Source organism: Acidovorax sp. NO-1 (assembly GCF_000238595.1).
Lineage (GTDB): Bacteria > Pseudomonadota > Gammaproteobacteria > Burkholderiales > Burkholderiaceae_C > Acidovorax.
In genome coordinates this window covers 55,796-76,579 of the sequence record NZ_AGTS01000143.1, presented here as the reverse complement: position 1 = coordinate 76,579, position 20,784 = coordinate 55,796, and the positions used below count along the sequence as shown (strand labels likewise).

Below are 20,784 nucleotides of genomic sequence, written 5' to 3'. Positions count from 1 at the left end.
TGCTGGGTGGGCCGCCCACTCAGGCGCGGCTCTTTTCACGCAGGAACACCCGCGCAACGATGTTGAGCACCAGCACCGACAACGTGATGAGCAACGCCCCGCCCCAGGCCAGGCGCACCCAGTTTTCGTAGGGGCTCAGCGCAAACTGGAAGATCACCACCGGCAGGTTGGCCATGGGGGCGTTCATGTTGGTGCTGAAGAACTGGTTGTTGAGCGCCGTGAACAACAGCGGCGCCGTCTCGCCACTGATGCGGGCCACGGCCAGCAGCAGGCCGGTCATCACGCCACTGCGCGCAGCCCGCAGCGTGACCATGGTGGACACCTTCCAGCGCGGCGCGCCCAAGGCAAAGGCAGCTTCACGCAGGCTGCCGGGCACCAGGCGCAGCATGTTCTCGGTGGTACGCACCACCACCGGCACGGCAATCAGCGACAGGGCCAGGCTACCGGCCCAGCCCGAAAAATTGCCTACCGTAGCCACCGCAATGGCATAGACAAACAGGCCCAGCACGATGGAAGGCGCTGACAGCATGATGTCGGTCACGAAGCGGGTGAGCTCGGCCGTCTTGCTCTGGTCACCGTATTCCGCCAGGTACACGCCGGCCAGCACACCGATCGGTGTAGACACCAGCACGGTAAAGCCCACCATCATCAGGCTGCCCACAATGGCGTTGGCCAGGCCACCGCCTTCGGAGCCTGGTGCGGGCGTGGACTGGGTGAACATGTTCCAGTCCAGAGCGGCAAAGCCGTTGGACAGCAAAACGCTCAGGATCCAGAGCAGCACGAACAGGCCCAGCACCATCGCCCCCAGGGAGAGGGTGAGGCCAATGGCGTTGGAGCGCTGGCGTTTTTTGTAGAGTTCTTGGTTGAATTCCATGGAGCTGGTCTCAAAAGAGGTTCATGGTCGGCCGCACGGGCTTACAGGCCCTTGGCCTTTTCAGCACGCAGCATCAAGATCTTGGCCGCTGACAGCACCACGAAGGTGATCACGAACAGCAGGAAGCCCAACGCGAACAGCGTGGAGAGGTGGAAGTCGGCGGCTTCGCCAAACTCGTTGGCCAGCGTCGAGGCGATCGAGGTTCCGGGCGAGAAAAGCGATGTCGGCATGCGGTTGGCGTTGCCGATCACAAAGGTCACAGCCATGGTCTCGCCCAGGGCGCGGCCCAGGCCCAGCATGATTCCGCCGATCACGCCTTTTTGCGTGTAGGGCAGCACCACGCGGCGCACCACCTCCCAGGTCGTGCAGCCCAGCCCGTAGGCCGACTCGCGCAGGATGGGCGGGACGATTTCAAATACGTCCCGCATCACAGCCGCCACAAACGGCAGCACCATGAATGCGAGCACCACGCCCGCCGCGAGGATGCCGAACCCGTTCGTGCTGCCGCCAAACATAAAACCCACCAGCGGCATCGAGCCCAGCAGCTTCTGCACAGGCATCTGGAAATAGTCGGCAAACAGCGGCGCGAACACAAAAAGGCCAAACATGCCGTAGATGATCGAAGGGACGGCCGCCAGCAGCTCCACCGCCGTACCCAGGGGCCGACGCAACCAGACCGGGCAGGTTTCTGTCAGAAACAGGGCAATGCCAAATGCCAGCGGCACCGCAATCAGCAGCGCAATGCCGGCACTGGCCAAGGTGCCGACGATGGCAATCGCGGCACCGAATTCTTCATTGATGATGTCCCATTCAACGCGCCAGATGAACTGGACACCGAACTTGTGGAAGGTCGGCCAGGCGTAGATGAAAAGCGAGACGATGATTCCCAGAAGCGCCGCCAGGACCAACAGCGAGAGACTTTGGGTGAGCCGATGAAAAAAGATGTCCTGCAGGCGCTGCCGCCTTGCAATCGATACCATCGACTCGGTAGGGGCGTCTGTCTTCTTGACGGACCCGGTTTGCGAACTCATGGTGGTTCCCACGCTCATGTTGACTCCCATCTGGCTTCTGGAGACCCCCACAAACCAGCACCCATCGGCCAGACCAGCCGGCCGATGGGGGGTATTCTGGGGCAGACTGCTTACTTCTTGATCTGCGACCAGACTTTGGAGCGGATCTCGGCGGTCAGGGTGTCAGGCAGCGGCACATAGTCGAGCTCGGCGGCCATGGCCTTGCCGTTCTTGAATGCCCAGTCAAAGAACTTCAGCACTTCGGCCGACTGGGCCTTGTCCGCAGGGTCCTTGTACATGAGGATGAACGAAGCCGTGCTCACAGGCCAGCTCTCTGCGCCCTTGGCGTTGACCATCGAGATGCCCATGCCAGGAACGCTGAACCAGTCGGCACCCGCTGCTGCGGCTGCGAAAGACTTGTCGTCAGGGCTGACATACTTGCCGTCTGCGTTTTGCAGCTGCAGGAAGTTCATGTTGTTCTTCTTGACGTAGGCGTACTCGACATACCCGATGGCGCCCTTCACCCGCGTCACGTTGGCGGCCACACCTTCGTTACCCTTGCCACCCACCGAGGAGGCGGCAGGCCACTTCACGGCAGCACCCTTGCCCACGGTGTCCGCCCATTCCTTGCTCACGGCGGACAGATAGTCCGTCCAGTTGAAGGTGGTGCCCGAGCCGTCTGCGCGGTGCACCACGGTGATGTTCTGGTCGGGCAGTGTCTTGCCGGGGTTCAAAGCCGCGAGCTTGGGATCATTCCATTTGCTGATCTTCCCCATGAACATTTCGGCCAGCACAGGGCCGGTTACACGCAGTTCGCCGGGTTTGAAACCCTCGACGTTGATCACAGGCACCGTACCGCCGATGATGGCGGGAAACTGCACCATGCCATCCTTGTCCAGATCCGCACCGGAAACAGGAGCATCGGAGGCGCCGAAAGCCACAGTCTTGGCACGGATCTGGCGAATGCCGCCCGAAGAGCCAATGGACTGGTAATTCAGGCCGGTGCCGGTTTCCTTCTTGTACGCTTCCGCCCACTTGGCATACATCGGGAAGGGGAAGGTGGCGCCAGCGCCCGTGATGTCTGCCGCAAAGGCAGCGCTACCGACCGCCATCGTGGCCAGCGTTACAGCGACGGTTTTGAGAAATGTGCGTTTCATTCGATACCTTTCGGCTAGGGTTAACAGGAACAGGGGGAACTGTAGAGACCCAAAATGACAATTCAGTGACAACCACATTTCTGGGCAACTGCACCAAAACTGGCGGCCTGCACCCCGGTGACACCGTCACTGCACTGTCATGAAAGCTTCGGAAACTCACAGGATTTCAGGAAGTTGGTGGCCTGCACGCGGTGCAGCCGTGTGCGCCGGGGCGCAGCACCCTCGACCGCGTTACCATGCCCCACAAGCTATCACCCCCTGACACATGCACAACGGCACCCGTCTCGCCGCAGTCGACCTCGGCTCCAACAGTTTTCGCCTGGAAATCGGGCGCTATGAATTCGGACACATCCAGCGGGTTGAATACCTCAAGGAGACCGTTCGCCAAGGCAGTGGACTGGATGAAGAGCGCAATCTGAGCAAGGAAGCCATGGAGCGCGGCTGGGCGTGCCTGGCCCGGTTTGGCGAACGTCTGGCAGGCTTTCCCCGCGCACAGGTGCGCGCAGTGGCCACCCAGACTCTGCGTGAAGCGCGCAACCGGGAGGAGTTCCTGTCACGTGGCAGCGAAGTTCTGGGCTACCCCATTGACGTGGTTTCCGGCCCCGAAGAGGCTCGGCTGATTTACCAGGGAGTCGCACGACTGCTTCCCCAGTCCGACGAGCGCAGGCTGGTGGTAGACATCGGCGGACGTTCTACCGAGCTCATCCTGGGTCACCAATTCACGCCCCACGCAGTGGCGTCGTACCGGGTGGGCAGCGTCGCATGGTCGCAGCGCTACTTTGCCAGGGGTGAGTTCACTCCGCAGGCGTTTGCCACGGCAGAAATCGCCGCAAAGGCGGTACTGGATGAAGCACTGGGGACCTTCCGCCGGGACGCCTGGGAAATCGCCTATGGTTCCTCCGGCACTGCAGGAGCTGTTGGTGACATTTTGCAAGCGGCAGGCGGAGCGCCCGGCGTCATCACCCGTGAAGGGCTGCAGTGGCTGCAAGATCGCCTGCTGCGCGCCCAAACTGCGGATCGCGTGCGTCTGGAAGGGCTCAAGGAAGAAAGGCGGCCAGTGATCGGCGGCGGCATCAGCGTGTTGCGCGCCGTGTTTGATCTGCTCGATATCCAGCAAATGCATGTGGCTCAAGGTGCCCTTCGCCAGGGCGCCCTCTACGACCTGCTCGATCGTGAACAACCTGGAACCGACCTGCGAACGGCTACCGTCAACGGCCTCATGCACCGGTTTGCGGTCGATATGGAACACGCCGAGCGGGTCGCACACACGGCTTGCGCCCTTTTCTCCCAGGCAGCGCCGGCAGGCTGCGAGCGCGCTGCGCGAAAGCTGGAATGGGCGGCAAGGCTTCATGAAATCGGCTGCCGCATCTCCCACAGCGACTACCACCGCCATGGCGCCTACATCCTCGACAACACGGATGCAGCGGGCTTTGCCGTTCCCGAACTTCATCGCCTGGGGGTGCTGGTGCAGGGACAACGTGGCAAAGTGCGAAAAATTGACGCTGACCTGCAGGACTCCATTTTCGCGCTGCAACTGGTTTGCATGCGGATCGCCGTGGCCCTGTGCCACGCCCGCCGGGATCCGGACACGGCGGGACTGTCTCTGCGCACCGATCGCAACCGGTTCCTACTTGCCGCCCGCCCCGGATGGTCCGCAGCATTCCCACAGTCGGCCCACCTCCTCCACGAAGAAGTGCAAGCCTGGCAAAAGACTCCCTGGGAGCTGGTGGTTGATCTTCCTTGAAGTAAAACAATAAACTATATAAACTGTTTACACCGTTTATTCATCACCCTTCACGCCATGACACCCACCACCACCCCGTCTGCAGGCAACTCGCCGCTTTCCGATGTCGCTGCAGCAGCGAAGGCTGCCAAAGCAGCACCCGCAGATTCCGGCAAGCGGCCCAGCAAAGCAGACTCCAAACCGCGGACAGTTGCGAAAACCAGCCCAAAGCCCGCCGCGGCCAAGCCCCCGGCCCCCACGGCCAAACCGCGTGAGCCAGAAGAAACCCGAGATAGCAAGTTCAAGAAACCGAAGCTGGTGCGCGACAGTTTCACCATCCCCAAAGACGAATACGCAGTAGTTGAAACGCTGAAGCAGCGCTCGGCGGCGCTCGCACATCCGGTGAAGAAAAGCGAACTGTTGCGCGCAGGTCTCAAGGTACTTGCCGCAATGTCCGATGCCGCGCTGCGCAGTGCGGTCCAGGCAGTGCCCTCCATCAAGACGGGGCGCCCCAAGGCGGTAGCAGTCAGCGCTGCTCCGGCGGCTGCGGCGAAGAGCAGGACAAAAGCGTCCCGCAAGTAATCCTGCCGTGGCTGAACCGGCTTTTGCCAGCAACAGGCGTCACAGCAGCTCTGGCGACTGGACTGTCACAAGCACGGTCTGGCTTTGATCCAGGCGTTGCCTTTGCCTCAGCCACCAGACAGCCCCCTTGCGCACGGCGCAGTCAGACGCCTGCAACCCCATTAGCTGAGCAATCGTTTGACCCAGCATTGGCTGGTGTCCCACAACCAGCACGGCCCCTTTGGCGCGCGGCCACTGCGCAAGTTCGAGAAGGTCCTGCGGCGAGCCCCCGGGCAACAGCTCGGCGCGCATCTTGAATTTGCGCCCCAGGGCGCGTGCGGTCTGCTCGGTACGCCGGGAGGGGCTTGCAAGCACACGCAACCCTTCCGGCAGCTGTCTGTCCAGCCAGGCAGCCATGCGTGCGGCCTGCTTTTCACCCCTTGGTGTCAAAGCACGCGCAAGATCCTCGCTTCCGTCCTCGACATCCTCTGCCTCTGCGTGCCGCCACAGGATGAGATCCATCACGCCACAACCTCGCTGCCATGGACCGCAGACGGCAGGGGCCCATATCGCACCATGAGAGCATTCTGGGCACCCAACCCATCCTTCGGCCGGGGGGCGCGTGTGTAAGAGCCGTCCGCGCCGAGCGTCCATGCATCCCGGTCGTCATGCAGATACGCGACCAGACACTCATCCACAATCTGCTGCCGCAGCAACCGGTCGGTCACCGGCCAGGCCAGTTCGACACGCCGCATCATGTTGCGGTTCATCCAGTCCGCACTGGACAGATAAAGGTCTTCCTCCGAGCCGCTGCGGAAATAGAAAACCCGCGTGTGTTCCAGAAACCGGCCTATCACCGAGCGCACGCTGATGTTGTCGGTCATGCCCGGAACGTTGGCTGGCAGCATGCAGGCGCCGCGCACAATGAGGTCAATACGCGCACCGCGCTGGCCGGCCAGCACCAGGGCACGCATGAGACCCTCATCGGTCAGGGCGTTCATCTTGGCAACGATCCGCGCGTCCTCGCCCCGGCTCGCTGCCAGACCGACCTGTTCAATCTTCTCCAGCATGCGCCGATGCAGGTGAAAAGGGGCCAGCATCAGTTTGCGCAGCTTGGGTGGACGGTTCTGGCTTGCCAGGTGATTGAACACGCCGTCCATATCGGCAGTGGTTTCCGCATCCGCCGTGAGGTAGCTCAGGTCGGTATAGAGCCTTGCGGTGCGCACGTTGTAGTTGCCGGTCGACAGGTGCCCATAACGCCGCAGCTTTCGCCCCTCGCGGCGCGTCACCAGCAGCATCTTGGCATGGGTCTTGAGGCCTACAACGCCATAGACCACCTGGGCTCCGATCGACTCCAGCGCTTCAGCCCAGTTGATGTTGGCTTCTTCATCAAAGCGTGCCTTGAGTTCAACAACCGCCATCACCTCCTTGCCACGACGCACGGCTTCGGAAAGCAGATCCATGAGTTCTGAATCGGCACCGGTCCGGTAGATGGTCTGCTTGATCACGAGCACATCCGGATCGTTGACGGCTTCCCGCAGGAAAGCGAGCAAGCCGTCGAAGCTCTCAAATGGCTGGTGAATGACCACGTCGCGCCTGCGCAGCTGTTCCATGATGGAAACGCCCGACTGCAATTGCCGCGGCCATGCCGAACTCCACGGAGGAAACAGCAGCTCGGGCGCATCCACCAGATCCACCAGCTGCGTCAGGCGCACCAGGTTCACCGGCCCCTGCACGCGGTACAGCGCAGCGGACGGCAGTCCGAACTGGGCCAGCAGAAAATCCGAAAGAAACTGTGAACACCCCGAGGACACCTCCAACCGCACTGCCTGCCCGTAGTGCCGGTGCTGCAGGCCTTGCCGCAGTGCGGTGCGCAGATTGCGAACATCTTCTTCGTCCAGCGCAAGATCGGAATGGCGGGTTACGCGGAATTGCGAAAACTCGGTCACCTCGCGCCCCGGGAAGAGGTCTTCCAGATGCGCCCGGACTATGCTTGAAAGGCTTACGAACAATGCCTCGCCCGGCGCCACACGCGCCGGCATGCGGACGAGCCTCGGCAATGCGCGAGGCACTTTGACAATGGCAATCTCGTTCTCGCGGCCAAAAGCATCGTGGCCCTTCAACCGCACAATGAAGTTGAGCGACTTGTTGGCTACCTGGGGAAACGGGTGCGCCGGGTCCAGCCCCACCGGAATCAGCAGCGGCCGAACCTCGTTGACAAAGTAATCATGGACCCAGCGGGTCTGGGCAGCGGAGCGCTCCCCGTACCCCACGATCCGGATTCCGTGCGCAGCGAACGCCGGCACCAGCGATTCGTTGTAAAGCGTGTATTGCCGCGCAACCAGGCTGTGCACCTTGGCAGCTACCGCCTCGAAGGAAGCGGTGGAATACACCCCTTTGGTTTCACCTTTTTGTGCCGCAGTAATGTGGGGTGCTGCGCGGACTTCAAAAAACTCGTCGAGGTTCGACGACACGATGCACAAGAAGCGTAACCGCTCGAGCAAGGGGACATCCTCGCGAACGGCCCAGTCAAACACCCGTTCATTGAAGGCCAGAATGCTGTGATCCCTGTCAAGAAACTGCAGCGCCCCGCCTGAACTCCGGGCCTCTACGGCGCTCGCGTCACCCTCTTCCAACGGAACGGGGCTGGCAGAACCATCAATATGCAAGGACGACATGGATCTCAAACAGGGCTGGTGCAGGACGGCTCCCAGTATTTAACGCCCAGATGACAAAGTTGTGACAGTCTTTGTGACTGTCACAGGGACATCAACGGGTGGTCGTGCGGGTACCAGATACTGTTCGAACAACCGTGCGGCCTGTGCCCATGTGAAATCCAGAGCGCGCGCCCTGGCTTGCGACCGCGGTATCGCCAGCGCAGCTTGCGTCGCCGTGAGCAGGTCGCTGGCCAGTGCCCCGCCCTTTGGTGGTGCGCCGCTGTCTGCACCCAGCACCTGCAAAGGCCCGTCCACCGGAAACGCCGCCACAGGGGTACCGCACGCCATGGCCTCAAGCATCACCAGACCGAAGGTCTCGGAGCGGCTCGGAAACACAAATACATCCGCCGCTGCATACACCTGCGCCAGTTCGGCCCTGTCCAGAATCCCCAGCCAGCGTACCTGTGGGAACCGCGCTTTTAGGCGCGCTTCCAGCGGCCCCACGCCGCACACCACCTTGGACCCCGGCATCTCGAGTTCCAGAAAAGCCTCGATGTTTTTTTCGTAGGAAACCCGCCCGACATACAGGCAAACGGGATGCGCCAGCGCACCGGTCATTGCATTCGGCGTCGGAGCTCCGTGGAAAGCAAAGGCGCGTGTGTCGACACCATGGCTCCACAGGCGAAGATTGCGAAATCCGCGCCGCTCCAGCATCTCCAGAACACCCCGGGTGGGCACCATGACCCCGGAAGACGGGCGATGGAAATGCCTGAAAAGCGCGTATCCCCATCCAAGCGGCATGCGCAGGGCGGCGTTCAGAATCTCAGGGAATCTTGTATGGAAAGCGGTAGTAAACGCCAGCCCCCTGCGCAGGCAGTGGCGGCGCGCAGCCCAGCCGAGCGGTCCTTCGGTGGCCAGGTGAATGGCGTCCGGCTCCATCGCTGTGAGCATTTTTGCGACACGTGCTGAAGGTCGCACCGCCAGGTCGATACCGGAATAGCCAGGACACGGCCGAGTGTCAAACAGGCCAGGGTGCAGCACCTGCACGTCATGGCCCGCATTCTCCAGCTCCTGCACCAGCTCCACGAGGGTGGTGACGACACCATTGACCTGCGGGTGCCATGCATCGGTAATCAGCGCGATTCTCATGGCGATTCGACCGTGAGTGCACGCGCGGCCTCGGCCCGGGCAGATCCTCGCCATTGCAGCAGTTCTAGCCTGCCGTCCAGATGTTCGACCAACGCCGTGTGGCTTTCCACCCAGTCGCCGTCGTTGCAATACAGCGTCCCTGCGATGTCTCGCATCTCTGCGCGGTGTATGTGGCCGCATACAACGCCGTCATGCCCTCTGCGTCGCGCCTCGGCGGCCACAGCTACTTCAAAGTCGGTCACATAGTTGAGGGCCGTCTTCACCTTGCCCTTCAGGTACGCTGACAGCGACCAGTAGGGCAACCCGATGCGGGCACGCAGGGTATTGAGATGCCGGTTGAGCTTGAGCGTGAACTCATAGAGGTTGTCCCCCACGTACGCCAGCCACTTTGCACACTGGATGACACCGTCAAAATGATCTCCATGGGTCACCCAAAGGTTGCGACCATCGGCGGTGGTGTGGACTGCATCCTGCCGCACCTCTATCCCCCCAAAGGAATGGCCCACAAAGGCCCTCGCAAACTCATCGTGGTTGCCGGGTACAAAAACCACCCGGCATCCCTTGCGCGCACGTCGCAGCAGTTTTTGAACCACATCGTTGTGGGCTTGTGGCCAAAACCACCTGCGGCGCAGCTGCCAGCCATCGACGATGTCCCCGACCAGGTAGAGGTACTCGCTCGGGTGGTGCCTGAGAAAGTCCAGCAAAGCATTGGCCTGGCACCCTGGAGTGCCAAGGTGCAGGTCCGAGATGAATACGGCCCGGTATCGCTGCCGACCGAGTTCAAAGGCAGCTGCGTCCTCGCCCCCGTCTGTGGTGCCCCTGGAATGATCCATCCAGGGGCCCAGAGCGTCGAACGCGGTTCGCATCAGGCACCCAGAAAGTGGCGACGATAGCGCGGATGCAGATCAGCCAGCCGCATCAGCATGGGCAGGTCGGCCGTGTTGAAATCGGGGTCCCAGGCCGGAGCGCCCAGCACCCGCGCGCCCAGGCGCAGGTAGCCTTTGATCAGGGCCGGCGGCTCCACCGGCACGGATCCGTCAAGCTGGTCTATCGGCAGTGGCAGACGGGGCAGCACATGGTGTTCGATGGGTGCCAGGTGCGTTTTGCGCACCTGATGCCAGATGCTGGCAGCAGCGTTGCCACTGACAACACCGTTGTGCAACATCGGGATGCTCGCGCAGCCGATCATGGTGTCGAGCTGGTTGCGAACCATGAAGTCGGCCAGTGCACTCCACAGCGCCATGATCACGCCGCCATGGCGATGCTCAGGATGCACACAGCTGCGGCCCAGCTCCACCATGCGCGGCCGCAGCGAACGCAAGCGCGTGAGGTCAAACTCCGTGTCGCTGTACGTGCCGCCGACGCGCCGGGCCTGTGCCGGTGTGAGCACCCGGTAAGTCCCAATGACTTGCTGGCTCACGGCATCGCGCACAAGCAGGTGTTCGCAGTAGTCGTCAAAAAGATCCACGTCATGACCAGGGATGGGGGTCGTCAATCGAGCGCCCATTTCCCCTGCAAACACGTCGAATCGCAGCTTTTGCGCCTGTCGCACCTCGTCTTCATGGCGAGCCCAGCGCACTTCAATGGCGCCACGCTCCGGAACCGGGCGCTTGGCCCCGGCCAACCCGCCTGCTCCGGGGATGGCCCCCGGGGTAGCAACTTCAGCCGTCGGGGGTAGCGTCAACGCGGGCAGTTCATTCATGGTGCAAGGTTTCCTTGTGTGAGGACGGGCTCACCGGGTGGCCCCTTGATGAGCCGCAACCCGCTTACCCTGGCCCGCAGTGTGAAATTGGCCCGTGACCACACCATGTCGGTCTGGTGTCAATCCAGTGACATTTGCCCCTGTGCAAGCCCCAATGCAGCCAGGCGTGCCGTCTGCATAATGGGCGAAGGACATCCAGACGTGCAAAACCACACGCCCCCCAACCCTCGAACCCCAGTGGCGGGACCGCTGCTGGTGTTTGTGCTGGCCGCACTGTGCGCGGGCCTCGTGGTGTGGGCGCTGGAGCGCCAGGAGCGTGCCCAGCAGCGCACGCAGGTGGCCGACCTGGCTGGTGACCATGTGCAGGCCCTGCAACGCGCCATCGAGCTGTCTCTGTCGGCCAACAACGCCCTGGTGGCGTTGGTCCGCCAGGGCAACGGACAGGTCACGCAGTTTGAAGAAATCGGCACGCAGATGCTGCCGTTCTATCCGGGCATCGCTGCCATGGGGCTATCGCCCGATGGGGTGGTGCGGCAGGTGGTGCCCCGCCAGGGCAATGAAAGCCTACTGGGGTTCGATCAACTCAATGACCCGCGCCAGGGCCCTGAAGCGGCCCGCGCCCGGGAGTCGGGGCGATTGACCCTGGCCGGCCCGGTGGAGCTGGTACAAGGCGGCCTGGGGGTGGTGGGTCGGCAGCCCGTGTATCTAGAAGACAGCCAGGGGCAAACCAGTTTCTGGGGTTTTACCTATGTGACGATCCGGCTGGCGGAAGCGCTGGATGCGGCCCGCCTGCCCCAGCTGATGCAGCGGGGATACCACTACCGGCTGTGGAGAATCCGGCCAGACACCGGTGAGGAACAGACCATCTCCGCTTCTGCCCCGTCACCGGGCCTGGACGCGGTGGGCCGGTCGCTTACCTTGCCCAACGGCCAATGGACCCTGAGCCTGGCTCCCGCCAAAGGCTGGGGTGACCCGGCGGTGTTGGCTCTGCGCAGCGCAGTGGCGCTCATGTTCGCGTTGATGATGACGTACCTGGCCAGGCTGTTGTTCGAGCTGAAGGCGCATGAACGGGGACTGGCGTTCCAGGTGGCGCAGAGGACGTCGGAAATCCAGGCCACCCAGCAGCAGCTGCGTGCCACCATTGATGCCATTCCGGACCCCCTGTTCGAACTCGACCAGGACGGCAACTACTGCAGCTTGCACAGCCAGCGCCCCGAATTGCTCCTGGCGCCCGCTGAAACACTGGTGGGGCGCAACGTCGCGGACGTGATGCCCGCGCTCGCTGCGATGTCCGTCATGGACGTGCTCAACGAGGCCCGGACACTGGGCTGGTCCACGGGACGGCAGATCATGCTGGACCTGCCCAGCCAGGGTGCCACATGGTTTGAACTGTCTGCAGCGCGCAAGGCGACCTCGCCCGGAGCCAAACCAAGGTTCATCGTGCTGTCGCGCGACATCACGGAGCGCAAGCGCGCGCAGGAGCAGCTGCTGCTCACCGCCCAGGTATTTGACCAGAGCAGTGAGGCCATCGTGATTGCCGATGCAGGCCACTGCATCGTGCGCATCAACCGTGCCTTCACACGCATCACGGGCTACACCGACAGCGAGGCCATGGGGCAATCCGTGCGCCTGCTGACGGTGGCAGATGCGGGGCACGATGTGAACCTCGATACCGTGTACACCCGGCTCCCGCAAGGCGTGGACTGGGAGGGTGAAGCATGGGGCCGCCGCAAGGATGGATCCACCTATGCCCAGTGGCTGTCGGTCAGCGGCGTCCGCGATGGCAACGGTACCGTGACCCACTCCATCACGCTGTTCCGCGACATCACCGTGCAGCGTGAGGCGCAGGACCGCATCCAGCGCCTGGCGCATTTTGACCCACTCACCAATCTGCCCAACCGTGCGCTTCTGGCCGAGCGTGCGCACCGCCACATTGCAGAAGAGCAGGCCCGCGGTGGGACCCTGGCCATGCTGTTTCTGGATCTGGACCATTTCAAGAACGTCAACGACTCGCTCGGCCACCGCACCGGCGACATCCTGCTCGTGGCCGTGGCGCAGCGGCTCCAGGCTCTGTTGCGGCCGCAGGACACGGTCTCGCGGCTGGGCGGCGACGAGTTTCTGCTGCTCCTTCCCGCCACCACCCCGGCAGTGGCTGCCGACATGGCCACGCGGCTGCTGGCCGCCGTGGCCCAGCCGTTTCAGGTGGAGCCCTATGAACTCACGACCACGCTGTCGGTGGGCATTGCCATGTATCCGGCAGACGGAGACTCGTTCGACACGCTGTACCAGCGGGCAGATGCCGCCATGTATCGCGCCAAACAGAACGGGCGCAACCGCTACGGTTTTTTCACAGCCGACCTGGAGGCCCGCACGGCGCGCGCGCTGCTGATCGAGAACGCGCTGCGCCGCGCCCTGGAGCGCAACCAGTTCGAAGTGCACTACCAGCCGCAGGTGTCGCTGACCTCGCGCCAGGTGGTGGGTGCGGAGGCACTGCTGCGCTGGCGCCACCCCGAGCTGGGAGTGGTGTCACCAGCGGAGTTCATTCCCGTGGCCGAGAGCAGCGGGATGATTGTGGCCATCGGCGAATGGGTCATCCACACGGCCGTGAACGACGCCAAGCGCTGGCTGGACCAGCAGCTGCCCCTGCGCGCAGTCTCTGTCAACCTGTCGGCAGTGCAGTTCAGGCACCCGCAGCTGCCCGAAATGGTGACCCGCTGCCTTGCACAGGCAGGGCTTCCTGCTCGCAGGCTGGAGCTGGAACTGACCGAAGGGGCTGCCGTGGATGACCCCGCAGCCGCTTTGGCGATGATGGACGATCTGCACGACCGGGGCGTGCGCCTGTCGATGGATGACTTCGGCACCGGGTATTCGTCACTCAGCTACCTCAAGCGGTTTCAGATCTACAAGCTCAAGATCGATCAATCGTTTGTGCGGGACCTGGACGACGACGCCAACGACCGCGCCATCGTGAGCGCCATCATCCGCATGGCCCAGGCGCTGGGCATGCAGACCACGGCCGAAGGGGTTGAAACCGACGGGCAACTGGCCTTCCTGCGCGAACAGGGTTGCGACGAGGGGCAAGGCTACCTGTTCAGCCGCCCCCTGCCCCCCGCCGAATTCGAGGCGTACCTGCGAAGCCACCTGGCACGCTGAGTGCCATCGCCTGTCGTGGCCGGGTGCGAAGCACCGGGCTGAATCTGCCTGCTGCTACAATTTGCAACAAACATCAGGCCGCCTGGCCCCATTGCCGCAACGGTCTCCATGTCTCCGCCGTACAGCACTCCGCAATTGCAGCGCCCGGCTGTTGCCCCCGATACACCCCTGCAACGCACCCTGCGTGAACAGCAAATCCTGCTCGACAGCGCGGGCGTGGGCATTGTTTTCTTGCGCCAGCGCAGCGTGGTGCGCTGCAACCAGCGGTATGCGGAAATTTTTGGCTATGCCGCTGCCGAGCGGATGGTCGGCCTCAGCACCGAGGCGTTCTATCCGAACCGCGAGGCTTTTCGCGAACTGGCGCGCTCCGCCTACCCGGTGTTGGCCCAGGGGCAGTCCTTTCGCGTAGAGCGCCAGCTGCGGCGCCGCGATGGCAGCGCGTTCTGGGGCAGCCTCACCGGGCGGCTCATCAACCCCCACGACACCACCGAGGGTTCGATCTGGATCGTTGACGATATCGACGAGCAAAAACGTGCCCAGGCCGCACTGAGCGCGGCAGTGCGTGAAAAGCAGTTGCTGTTTGACAGCGCCATGGTGGGCATCGTTTTCCTGCGCGACCGGCATCTGACCCGCTGCAACGACCATTTCGAGCAGATGCTGGGCTACGAACCGGGCGAGCTGATGGGCTCCCCATCGCGCCGCTGGTATGCCAGCGATGCAGCATGGGAAGAGGTTGGCCAGCGGTGCTACCCCGCTCTGGCGGCCGGGCACTCGTACGAAGGCGAGGTGGAGCTGTGCCGCAAGAACGGCTCGCCCGTCATCTGCGAGGTGCGCAGCAAACCCATAGACCCCGTCGACCCGGCGCAAGGCTCCATCTGGATCACGATGGACATCACCGAGCGCAAGCAGGCCCAGGCCGCGCTGGCCCGTGCCCATGAGAACCTTGAGCGGCAGGTGCAAGACCGCACCCGCGAGCTGCGTGAAACTGTGGACAACCTGCACCAGGAGATCCGCGACCGCAAGGCTGACCAGGAGCGCATCTACTGGCTGGCGCACTACGACGCGCTGACCGGCCTGCCCAACCGCACACTGCTGTCCGAGCGCGCGCAGAAGGCCATCCGCGTTGCGCAAGCGGGCGGAACCCCCCTGGCGGTGATCTTCCTGGACCTGGACCACTTCAAGCATGTCAACGACTCACTGGGCCACCGCGTGGGCGACGCGCTGCTGGTCGAGATCGCCAAGCGGCTGCGGGCGGTGGTGCGCGACAAGGACACCGTCTCACGCCTGGGTGGTGACGAGTTCATCCTGCTGCTGCCCGGTGCCAACGCCCACGGCGCTGCGCGCGTGGCTGGCAAGCTGCAGGAGGCTTCGCGCCAGCACTACCAGATTGACCACCACGAACTCACCATGGCGCCGTCCATGGGCATTGCGCTGTTCCCGCAGGACGGTGCCGACTTCGACACCCTGACCCAGTCGGCCGACGTGGCGATGTACCACGCCAAGCTGGACGGCCGCAACACGTTCCGCTTCTTCACGCCCGAGATGCAGGCCCAGTCGGTGCGCGCACTGCAGTTGGAGAACGCCTTGCGCCGCGCGCTGGAGCGCGACCAGTTTCACCTGCACTACCAGCCACAGATGTGCCTTGCAACGGGCTCGGTGCACAGCGTGGAGGCGCTGTTGCGCTGGCACCACCCGCAACTGGGCCCTGTGTCTCCCGCCGAATTCATCCCCATCGCGGAAGACAGCGGCCAGATACTGCAGATCGGCGAATGGGTGCTGCGCACGGCGCTGGCCCAGCTCAAGACCTGGCGATGCGGCGGGTTCCCGGGGCTCGCGATGGCGGTCAACCTGTCGGCGATCCAGTTCCGCCAGCCCCAGCTGCCCGAGCTGGTCAGCCGCATGCTGGCCGAGTTTGACCTGCCGCCGGATTCGCTGGAGCTGGAGCTGACCGAAGGCGTGGCCGTGGACGACCCGCACGCCGCGGTGGCCACCATGGACCAGCTGCACGCGCGCGGCGTGCGCATGTCGATGGACGACTTTGGTACCGGTTATTCATCGCTCAGCCAGCTCAAGCGGTTCCAGATCTTCAAGCTCAAGATCGATCAATCGTTTGTGCGCGACCTGGGCAACGACATCAACGACCGTGCCATCGTCAGCGCCATCATCCGCATGGCACAGGCCCTTGGCATGCGCACCACGGCCGAAGGCGTGGAGACGGAGGGCCAGCTGGCGTTCCTGCGGGAACAGGGCTGCGACGAAGCGCAAGGCTATCACTTCAGCACGCCGCTACCTGCGCCGGAGCTGGAGGCTTTCATGCGACGCATCGTGCACTAGAAATTCAATCAAAAACGGTCTCCAGCGCTTATCCAGCAAGCGCTAACAGCTACTAATTTAATAGCACCAAGACATTGAAATCCGCACTGCCAACCCTCAGTGACCGAGGATCTTGGACAGGAAATCGCGGCTGCGCTCGTTCTGTGGGTTGTTGAAGAACTCGGTCGGGGTGTTCTGCTCCACGATCTGTCCCTGGTCCATGAAGATCACGCGGTCGGCCACCGCCTTGGCAAAGCCCATTTCGTGCGTGACGCAGATCATGGTGATGCCCTGGTTTGCCAGCTCGATCATCACGTCCAGCACTTCCTTGATCATCTCCGGGTCCAGGGCCGACGTCGGCTCGTCAAACAGCATGATCTTGGGCGTGAGGCACAAGGCCCGCGCAATTGCCACGCGCTGCTGCTGCCCGCCCGAGAGCTGCAGCGGGTACTTGCCCGCCTGCTCGGCAATGCGCACGCGTTCGAGCTGCTGCATGGCACGCGCCTCGGCCTCCTTCTTGGGGAGCTTGCCCACCCACATGGGCGAGAGTGTCAGGTTCTCCAGCACTGTCAGGTGCGGAAACAGGTTGAACTGCTGGAACACCATGCCCACCTGCTTGCGGATGGTGTCAATGGCCTTGATGTCGTCGGACAGCTCTACGCCATCCACAATCAGGCGCCCTTCCTGGTGCTCTTCCAGCCGGTTGATGCAGCGGATCAGCGTGGATTTGCCCGAGCCCGAGGGGCCGCACACCACAATGCGCTCGCCCTTGGCAACCTGCAGGTCGATATCGCGCAGTACATGAAAGTTATTGCCGTACCACTTGTTGACTTTGTCAAAGGTAATGATGGGTTCAGACATGGCGGAATGGATTTCGGGTGGCATTAGCGCTGGCGTCCTTTGTTGGCCTGCTTCTCCACCCACAGGCTGTAGCGCGACATGGAGAAACAGAACGCAAAGTAGATGAGCGCGATGAACAGGTAGCCCTCGATCTTGTAGGGCCGCCAGTCGGCATCGGAGTTGAGGGCCAGCCCCAGCGAGCCGGTCAGCTCGTACAGGCTCACGATGGTGACCAGCGAGGTGTCCTTGAAGATCGCGATGAAGCTGTTCATGATGCCGGGCACCACAATGGCCAGCGCCTGCGGCAGCACGATCTTGCGCTGCGTCTGCCAGTACGACAGGCCCAGCGTGGCAGCCGCCTCCACCTGCCCCTTGGGAATGGCCTGCAAGCCACCCCGGATCACCTCGGCCATATAGGCCGCAGCAAAGAGCGTGATGCCCGCCAGCACGCGGATGAGCACATCAATCGTCATGCCTTGGGGCATGAACAGCGGGAACATGAACGATGCCATGAACAGCACCGAGATCAGCGGAACCCCGCGCACCAGCTCCACATAGATGGTGCAGAACGTGCGGATGGCCGGCAGCGACGACCGCCGGCCCAGCGCCACCACCAAGGCCAGTGGGAACGCCATCACGATGGACAGCGAGGCCAGCAATATGGTGAGCGGCAACCCGCCCCAGCGGTCGGTTTCCACCTTAGTCAGGCCCAGCACGTTGCCGTACATCAGGCCAAAAAAACTGGCCAGCACCACCGCCCACAGCAACACCAGCCACGGGCGCCAGAACGCACGGGTGCAACTGGCCACCAGCATCGACACCATCAGCACCGTGGCCACCAGGGGGCGCCACTGTTCGTCAAACGGATAGCGCCCGAAGATGATGAGGCGGTATTTCTCGGCGATAACGCCCCAGCAGGCGCCGACCCCGTCCACCCGGCAGGCGTCAGAATCTGGCCGCCAGATGGCCTGGAACACACCCCAATTGAGGAACTGCGGCACATACCAGAGCAGCAACCCACCCAGGATGACGGTGGAGAGCGAGGTTTTCCAGTCGGCAAACAGGTTGCTGCGCAGCCATCCAGCGAGGCCGCGGTTTTGCACCGGCGCGGGGCGCGGGGCAATGGGTTCAAAGGTTTTGGCCACCATGGTGTCAGCGCTCCTTGATCGCGGCGCGCGCGTTGTACCAGTTCATCAGCAGCGAGGTGATGAGGGACGTGCTGAGGTACACCAGCATGACGATGGAAATGCATTCCACCGCACGTCCGGTCTGATTCAGCGCGGTGTTGGAGATCGACACGACATCGGGGTAGCCAATGGCCACCGCCAACGAGGAGTTTTTGGTGAGATTCAGGTACTGGCTGGTCAGCGGCGGAATGATGACGCGCAAGGCCTGCGGCAGCATCACCAGGCGCATCTGCTGGCTGCGGTTGAGCCCCAGCGCCGCTGCCGCCTCGCCCTGCCCGCTGGAGACCGACTGGATACCGGCGCGCACCACTTCGGCCACAAAGGCCGATGTGTAGAACGTGAGGCCCAGCAACACGGCCAGAAACTCGGGCGTCAGCGCGCCGCCATTCTCGATGGCGAACTCCCCCTTGATGGGCGAGTTCATTTGCGCGGGCGCACCGCCGGCCAGCCAGCCCAGCAGCCCCCCGGCCAACACCACGGCCACGGGCACCCAGAAGGTGCTGCGAATCCGGCCCGTGGCTTCAAACTGCCGCATGGCCCAACGCCGGTAAGCCCACGCCGCCACGCACCCCAGCAGCAGCCCGACAGCGGCGACTCCGTGGCCCGTGGCCCACACAGGGATCGGAAAGTTGAGCCCGCCCTTGCTCAGGAAGAACGGACCCACTTTCCAGGGCTCGTAACTGGCGGGCAGGGTTTCGGTCAGCACCAGGTACCAGGTCAGCAACTGCAGCAGGATCGGCACGTTGCGAAACAGCTCCACATAGGCCGAACACAGGCCACGCACCAATGCGTTGCGTGAAAAGCGCCCCACGCCCAGCAAGGTACCGAGCACAGTGGTCAGCACGATGCCAATCACCGCAACCCGCAGCGTATTGACCACGCCCATCAGGAATGCGCGCCAGTAGGGCTCGCCGGAGTCGAACGGGTACAGGCCTTCGCCAATGTCAAAACCGGCGGGCTGGGTCAAAAAATCAAACCCGCTCTGGATGCCGCGCACCTGCATGTTGTGCATGGTGTTCTTGGCCAGAAACCACACCACGAAGCCAATCAGGCCAGCAGCCAGCAACTGGTAGATCAGCCCCCGGAAGGCCTGACTGCGCCAGGACCAGGAGCGTTTTTTGGGAGGAAGGCGGGAGGGTGGCATGCCTGCTCAATCAAAGACGATGGGAACGCGCAACCTCCGGGGTGTCAGAGGTCACGACAGGACAAGGTCGCACACACGGTAGCGCGTGGAGCCTCGGTATCCATCAGGAAATGGGGTACCGCTTGCCAGCGCAGGGCCAGCCGGCGGCATCCGGCACAACGGCTGTGGCGTGCGCAAGCACACCACAGGGTGGCCAGGATCAGCGAATCGGGAAGGCGTACATCAGGCCTTCCTTGTTCCACTGGTTGTTCAGACCACGCGGCAGGGCCAGGGCCGACTTGGGCCCCACGTTGCGCTCAAAGATCTCGCCATAGTTGCCCGTCGTCTTGATGGCGCGGGCCATCCAGTCGCGCTCCAGCCCCAGCAGCTTGCCGGTGTCTTCCGTGGTACCCAGAATGCGCTGCACCACGGGATCGGTGCTGGTCTTCATCTGATCAAGATTGGCCTGGGTGATGCCATATTCCTCCGCCTCGATCAGCCCATACACCACCCACTTGACGATGGCAAACCACTCGTCGTCACCCCGGCGCACCATGGGGCCGAGCGGCTCCTTGGAGATGAGCTCGGGCAGGATCACATGCTCGGTGGGGTCCTTGGCTTCCTTGTTGCGCACCGAGGCCAGGCCCGAGGCGTCGGTGGTGTAGGCGATGCAGCGGCCAGCGAAGTAGGCACCCGTGGCAGCTTCCACCTTCTCGAACACCACCGGCTTGATCGCGAGGTTGTTCGCCTTGGAATAGTCGGTCAGGTTCTTCTCGGTGGTGGTGCCGGATTGCACGCCCACCGTCTGACCCTTGAGCTGTTTGGCGCTCTTGATGTTGCTCTTGGCGGGCACCATGAAGCCCTGGCCGTCGTAGTAGGTCACTGCTGTCTGGTGCAGGCCCAGGGATGCATCACGTGTGAGCGAGAACGTGGTGTTGCGCGAGAGCACATCCACCTCGCCCGACTACAGGGCCGTAAAGCGCTGCTGTGCGTTCAAGGGCACGTACTTGACCTTCTCACCATCGCCCAGCACGGCCGCAGCCACGGCGCGGCAGATGTCCACGTCCAGACCGGACCATTTGCCGTTGGAGTCTGCCGCAGAGAACCCGGCCAGTCCGGTGTTGACACCGCAGACCACCTGGCCACGGGACTTGATACCGTCCAGGGTCTTGCCGGCGTGCGCCGGGGCACTCGCAAATGCGGCTGCGGTGGCAAGGCAGGCGGCGGCAATGCGCAATGGGGATTTGTTCATAACGGGCTCTCTCCAAAACAAGATGGAATGTGGATGACCTTGAACCGCTGCAGTGCGCGTTCTTGGTGCCGAACCCGGACCTT

Annotated in this window: 15 protein-coding genes and 1 pseudogene; 4 read left to right on the top strand and 12 right to left on the bottom strand. The window is 63.0% G+C overall.

From position 1 onward, the window contains the following. Positions 1-19: 19 nt before the first annotated feature. The 3 genes from pstA to pstS form a co-directional block, all read right to left on the bottom strand. Complete coding sequence (gene pstA / locus KYG_RS20035) at positions 20-874, bottom strand: phosphate ABC transporter permease PstA (RefSeq protein ID WP_008906752.1); 855 nt, start codon at positions 872-874, stop codon at positions 20-22. A 41-nt stretch (positions 875-915) separates the two neighbouring features. Beyond that, positions 916-1,935: a phosphate ABC transporter permease subunit PstC gene (gene pstC, locus KYG_RS20030; protein ID WP_008906751.1), complete on the bottom strand. Its 1,020-nt coding sequence runs from the start codon at positions 1,933-1,935 to the stop codon at positions 916-918. Positions 1,936-2,015: 80 nt separating this feature from the next. After that, the gene (pstS, locus tag KYG_RS20025; RefSeq protein WP_008906750.1) at positions 2,016-3,041 is read right to left on the bottom strand and encodes a phosphate ABC transporter substrate-binding protein PstS; all 1,026 of its coding nucleotides are present in this window, start codon (positions 3,039-3,041) and stop codon (positions 2,016-2,018) included. Between the two features lie 265 nt (positions 3,042-3,306). On the opposite strand from pstS, the gene KYG_RS20020 reads away from it, so the two are divergent. Continuing rightward, complete coding sequence (locus KYG_RS20020) at positions 3,307-4,785, top strand: Ppx/GppA phosphatase family protein (protein ID WP_008906749.1); 1,479 nt, start codon at positions 3,307-3,309, stop codon at positions 4,783-4,785. 57 nt (positions 4,786-4,842) lie between these two features. Next, positions 4,843-5,346 carry a hypothetical protein gene (locus KYG_RS20015; RefSeq protein WP_008906748.1) on the top strand — a complete coding sequence of 168 codons (504 nt, stop codon included), beginning with the start codon at positions 4,843-4,845 and terminating at the stop codon, positions 5,344-5,346. Between the two features lie 39 nt (positions 5,347-5,385). Here KYG_RS20015 and KYG_RS20010 read toward each other — a convergent pair whose 3' ends face one another. The 5 genes from KYG_RS20010 to KYG_RS19990 are packed head-to-tail and all read right to left on the bottom strand — an operon-like array spanning position 5,386 to position 10,833. Then, entirely contained in the window at positions 5,386-5,847 is a 462-nt protein-coding gene (locus KYG_RS20010; protein WP_008906747.1) for a histidine phosphatase family protein, read from the bottom strand. Beyond that, entirely contained in the window at positions 5,847-8,003 is a 2,157-nt protein-coding gene (ppk1, locus tag KYG_RS20005) for a polyphosphate kinase 1 (protein ID WP_034695538.1), read from the bottom strand. The genes KYG_RS20010 and ppk1 overlap by 1 nt, the downstream gene beginning before the upstream one ends. A 39-nt stretch (positions 8,004-8,042) precedes the next feature. Then, entirely contained in the window at positions 8,043-9,131 is a 1,089-nt protein-coding gene (locus tag KYG_RS20000; RefSeq protein ID WP_008906745.1) for a glycosyltransferase family 1 protein, read from the bottom strand. Next, positions 9,128-9,997, bottom strand: a complete 870-nt coding sequence (locus tag KYG_RS19995; RefSeq protein WP_008906744.1) for a UDP-2,3-diacylglucosamine diphosphatase — start codon at positions 9,995-9,997, stop codon at positions 9,128-9,130. The genes KYG_RS20000 and KYG_RS19995 overlap by 4 nt, the downstream gene beginning before the upstream one ends. After that, positions 9,997-10,833, bottom strand: coding sequence for a GNAT family N-acetyltransferase (locus KYG_RS19990; RefSeq protein WP_034695534.1), 837 nt, complete (start codon positions 10,831-10,833; stop codon positions 9,997-9,999). The genes KYG_RS19995 and KYG_RS19990 overlap by 1 nt, the downstream gene beginning before the upstream one ends. A gap of 180 nt (positions 10,834-11,013) precedes the next feature. On the opposite strand from KYG_RS19990, the gene KYG_RS19985 reads away from it, so the two are divergent. Together KYG_RS19985 and KYG_RS19980 are read left to right on the top strand one after the other, a co-directional pair. Then, the gene (locus KYG_RS19985; RefSeq protein ID WP_008906742.1) at positions 11,014-13,986 is read left to right on the top strand and encodes an EAL domain-containing protein; all 2,973 of its coding nucleotides are present in this window, start codon (positions 11,014-11,016) and stop codon (positions 13,984-13,986) included. A 108-nt stretch (positions 13,987-14,094) separates the two neighbouring features. Beyond that, on the top strand, positions 14,095-16,320 hold the full coding sequence (locus tag KYG_RS19980) for a bifunctional diguanylate cyclase/phosphodiesterase (protein ID WP_050813902.1): 2,226 nt from the start codon (positions 14,095-14,097) through the stop codon (positions 16,318-16,320). A 96-nt stretch (positions 16,321-16,416) separates the two neighbouring features. Here KYG_RS19980 and KYG_RS19975 read toward each other — a convergent pair whose 3' ends face one another. The 4 genes and pseudogenes from KYG_RS19975 to KYG_RS19960 all read right to left on the bottom strand — a co-directional run bounded on the left by KYG_RS19975 (position 16,417) and on the right by KYG_RS19960 (position 20,701). Continuing rightward, positions 16,417-17,160: an amino acid ABC transporter ATP-binding protein gene (locus KYG_RS19975; RefSeq protein WP_008906740.1), complete on the bottom strand. Its 744-nt coding sequence runs from the start codon at positions 17,158-17,160 to the stop codon at positions 16,417-16,419. 23 nt (positions 17,161-17,183) lie between these two features. After that, entirely contained in the window at positions 17,184-18,287 is a 1,104-nt protein-coding gene (locus KYG_RS19970) for an amino acid ABC transporter permease (RefSeq protein WP_008906739.1), read from the bottom strand. A gap of 4 nt (positions 18,288-18,291) precedes the next feature. Further along, on the bottom strand, positions 18,292-19,470 hold the full coding sequence (locus KYG_RS19965; protein WP_008906738.1) for an amino acid ABC transporter permease: 1,179 nt from the start codon (positions 19,468-19,470) through the stop codon (positions 18,292-18,294). A gap of 199 nt (positions 19,471-19,669) precedes the next feature. Beyond that, positions 19,670-20,701 (bottom strand): annotated as a pseudogene (locus KYG_RS19960) (amino acid ABC transporter substrate-binding protein). Between the last annotated feature and the right edge of the window lie 83 nt (positions 20,702-20,784).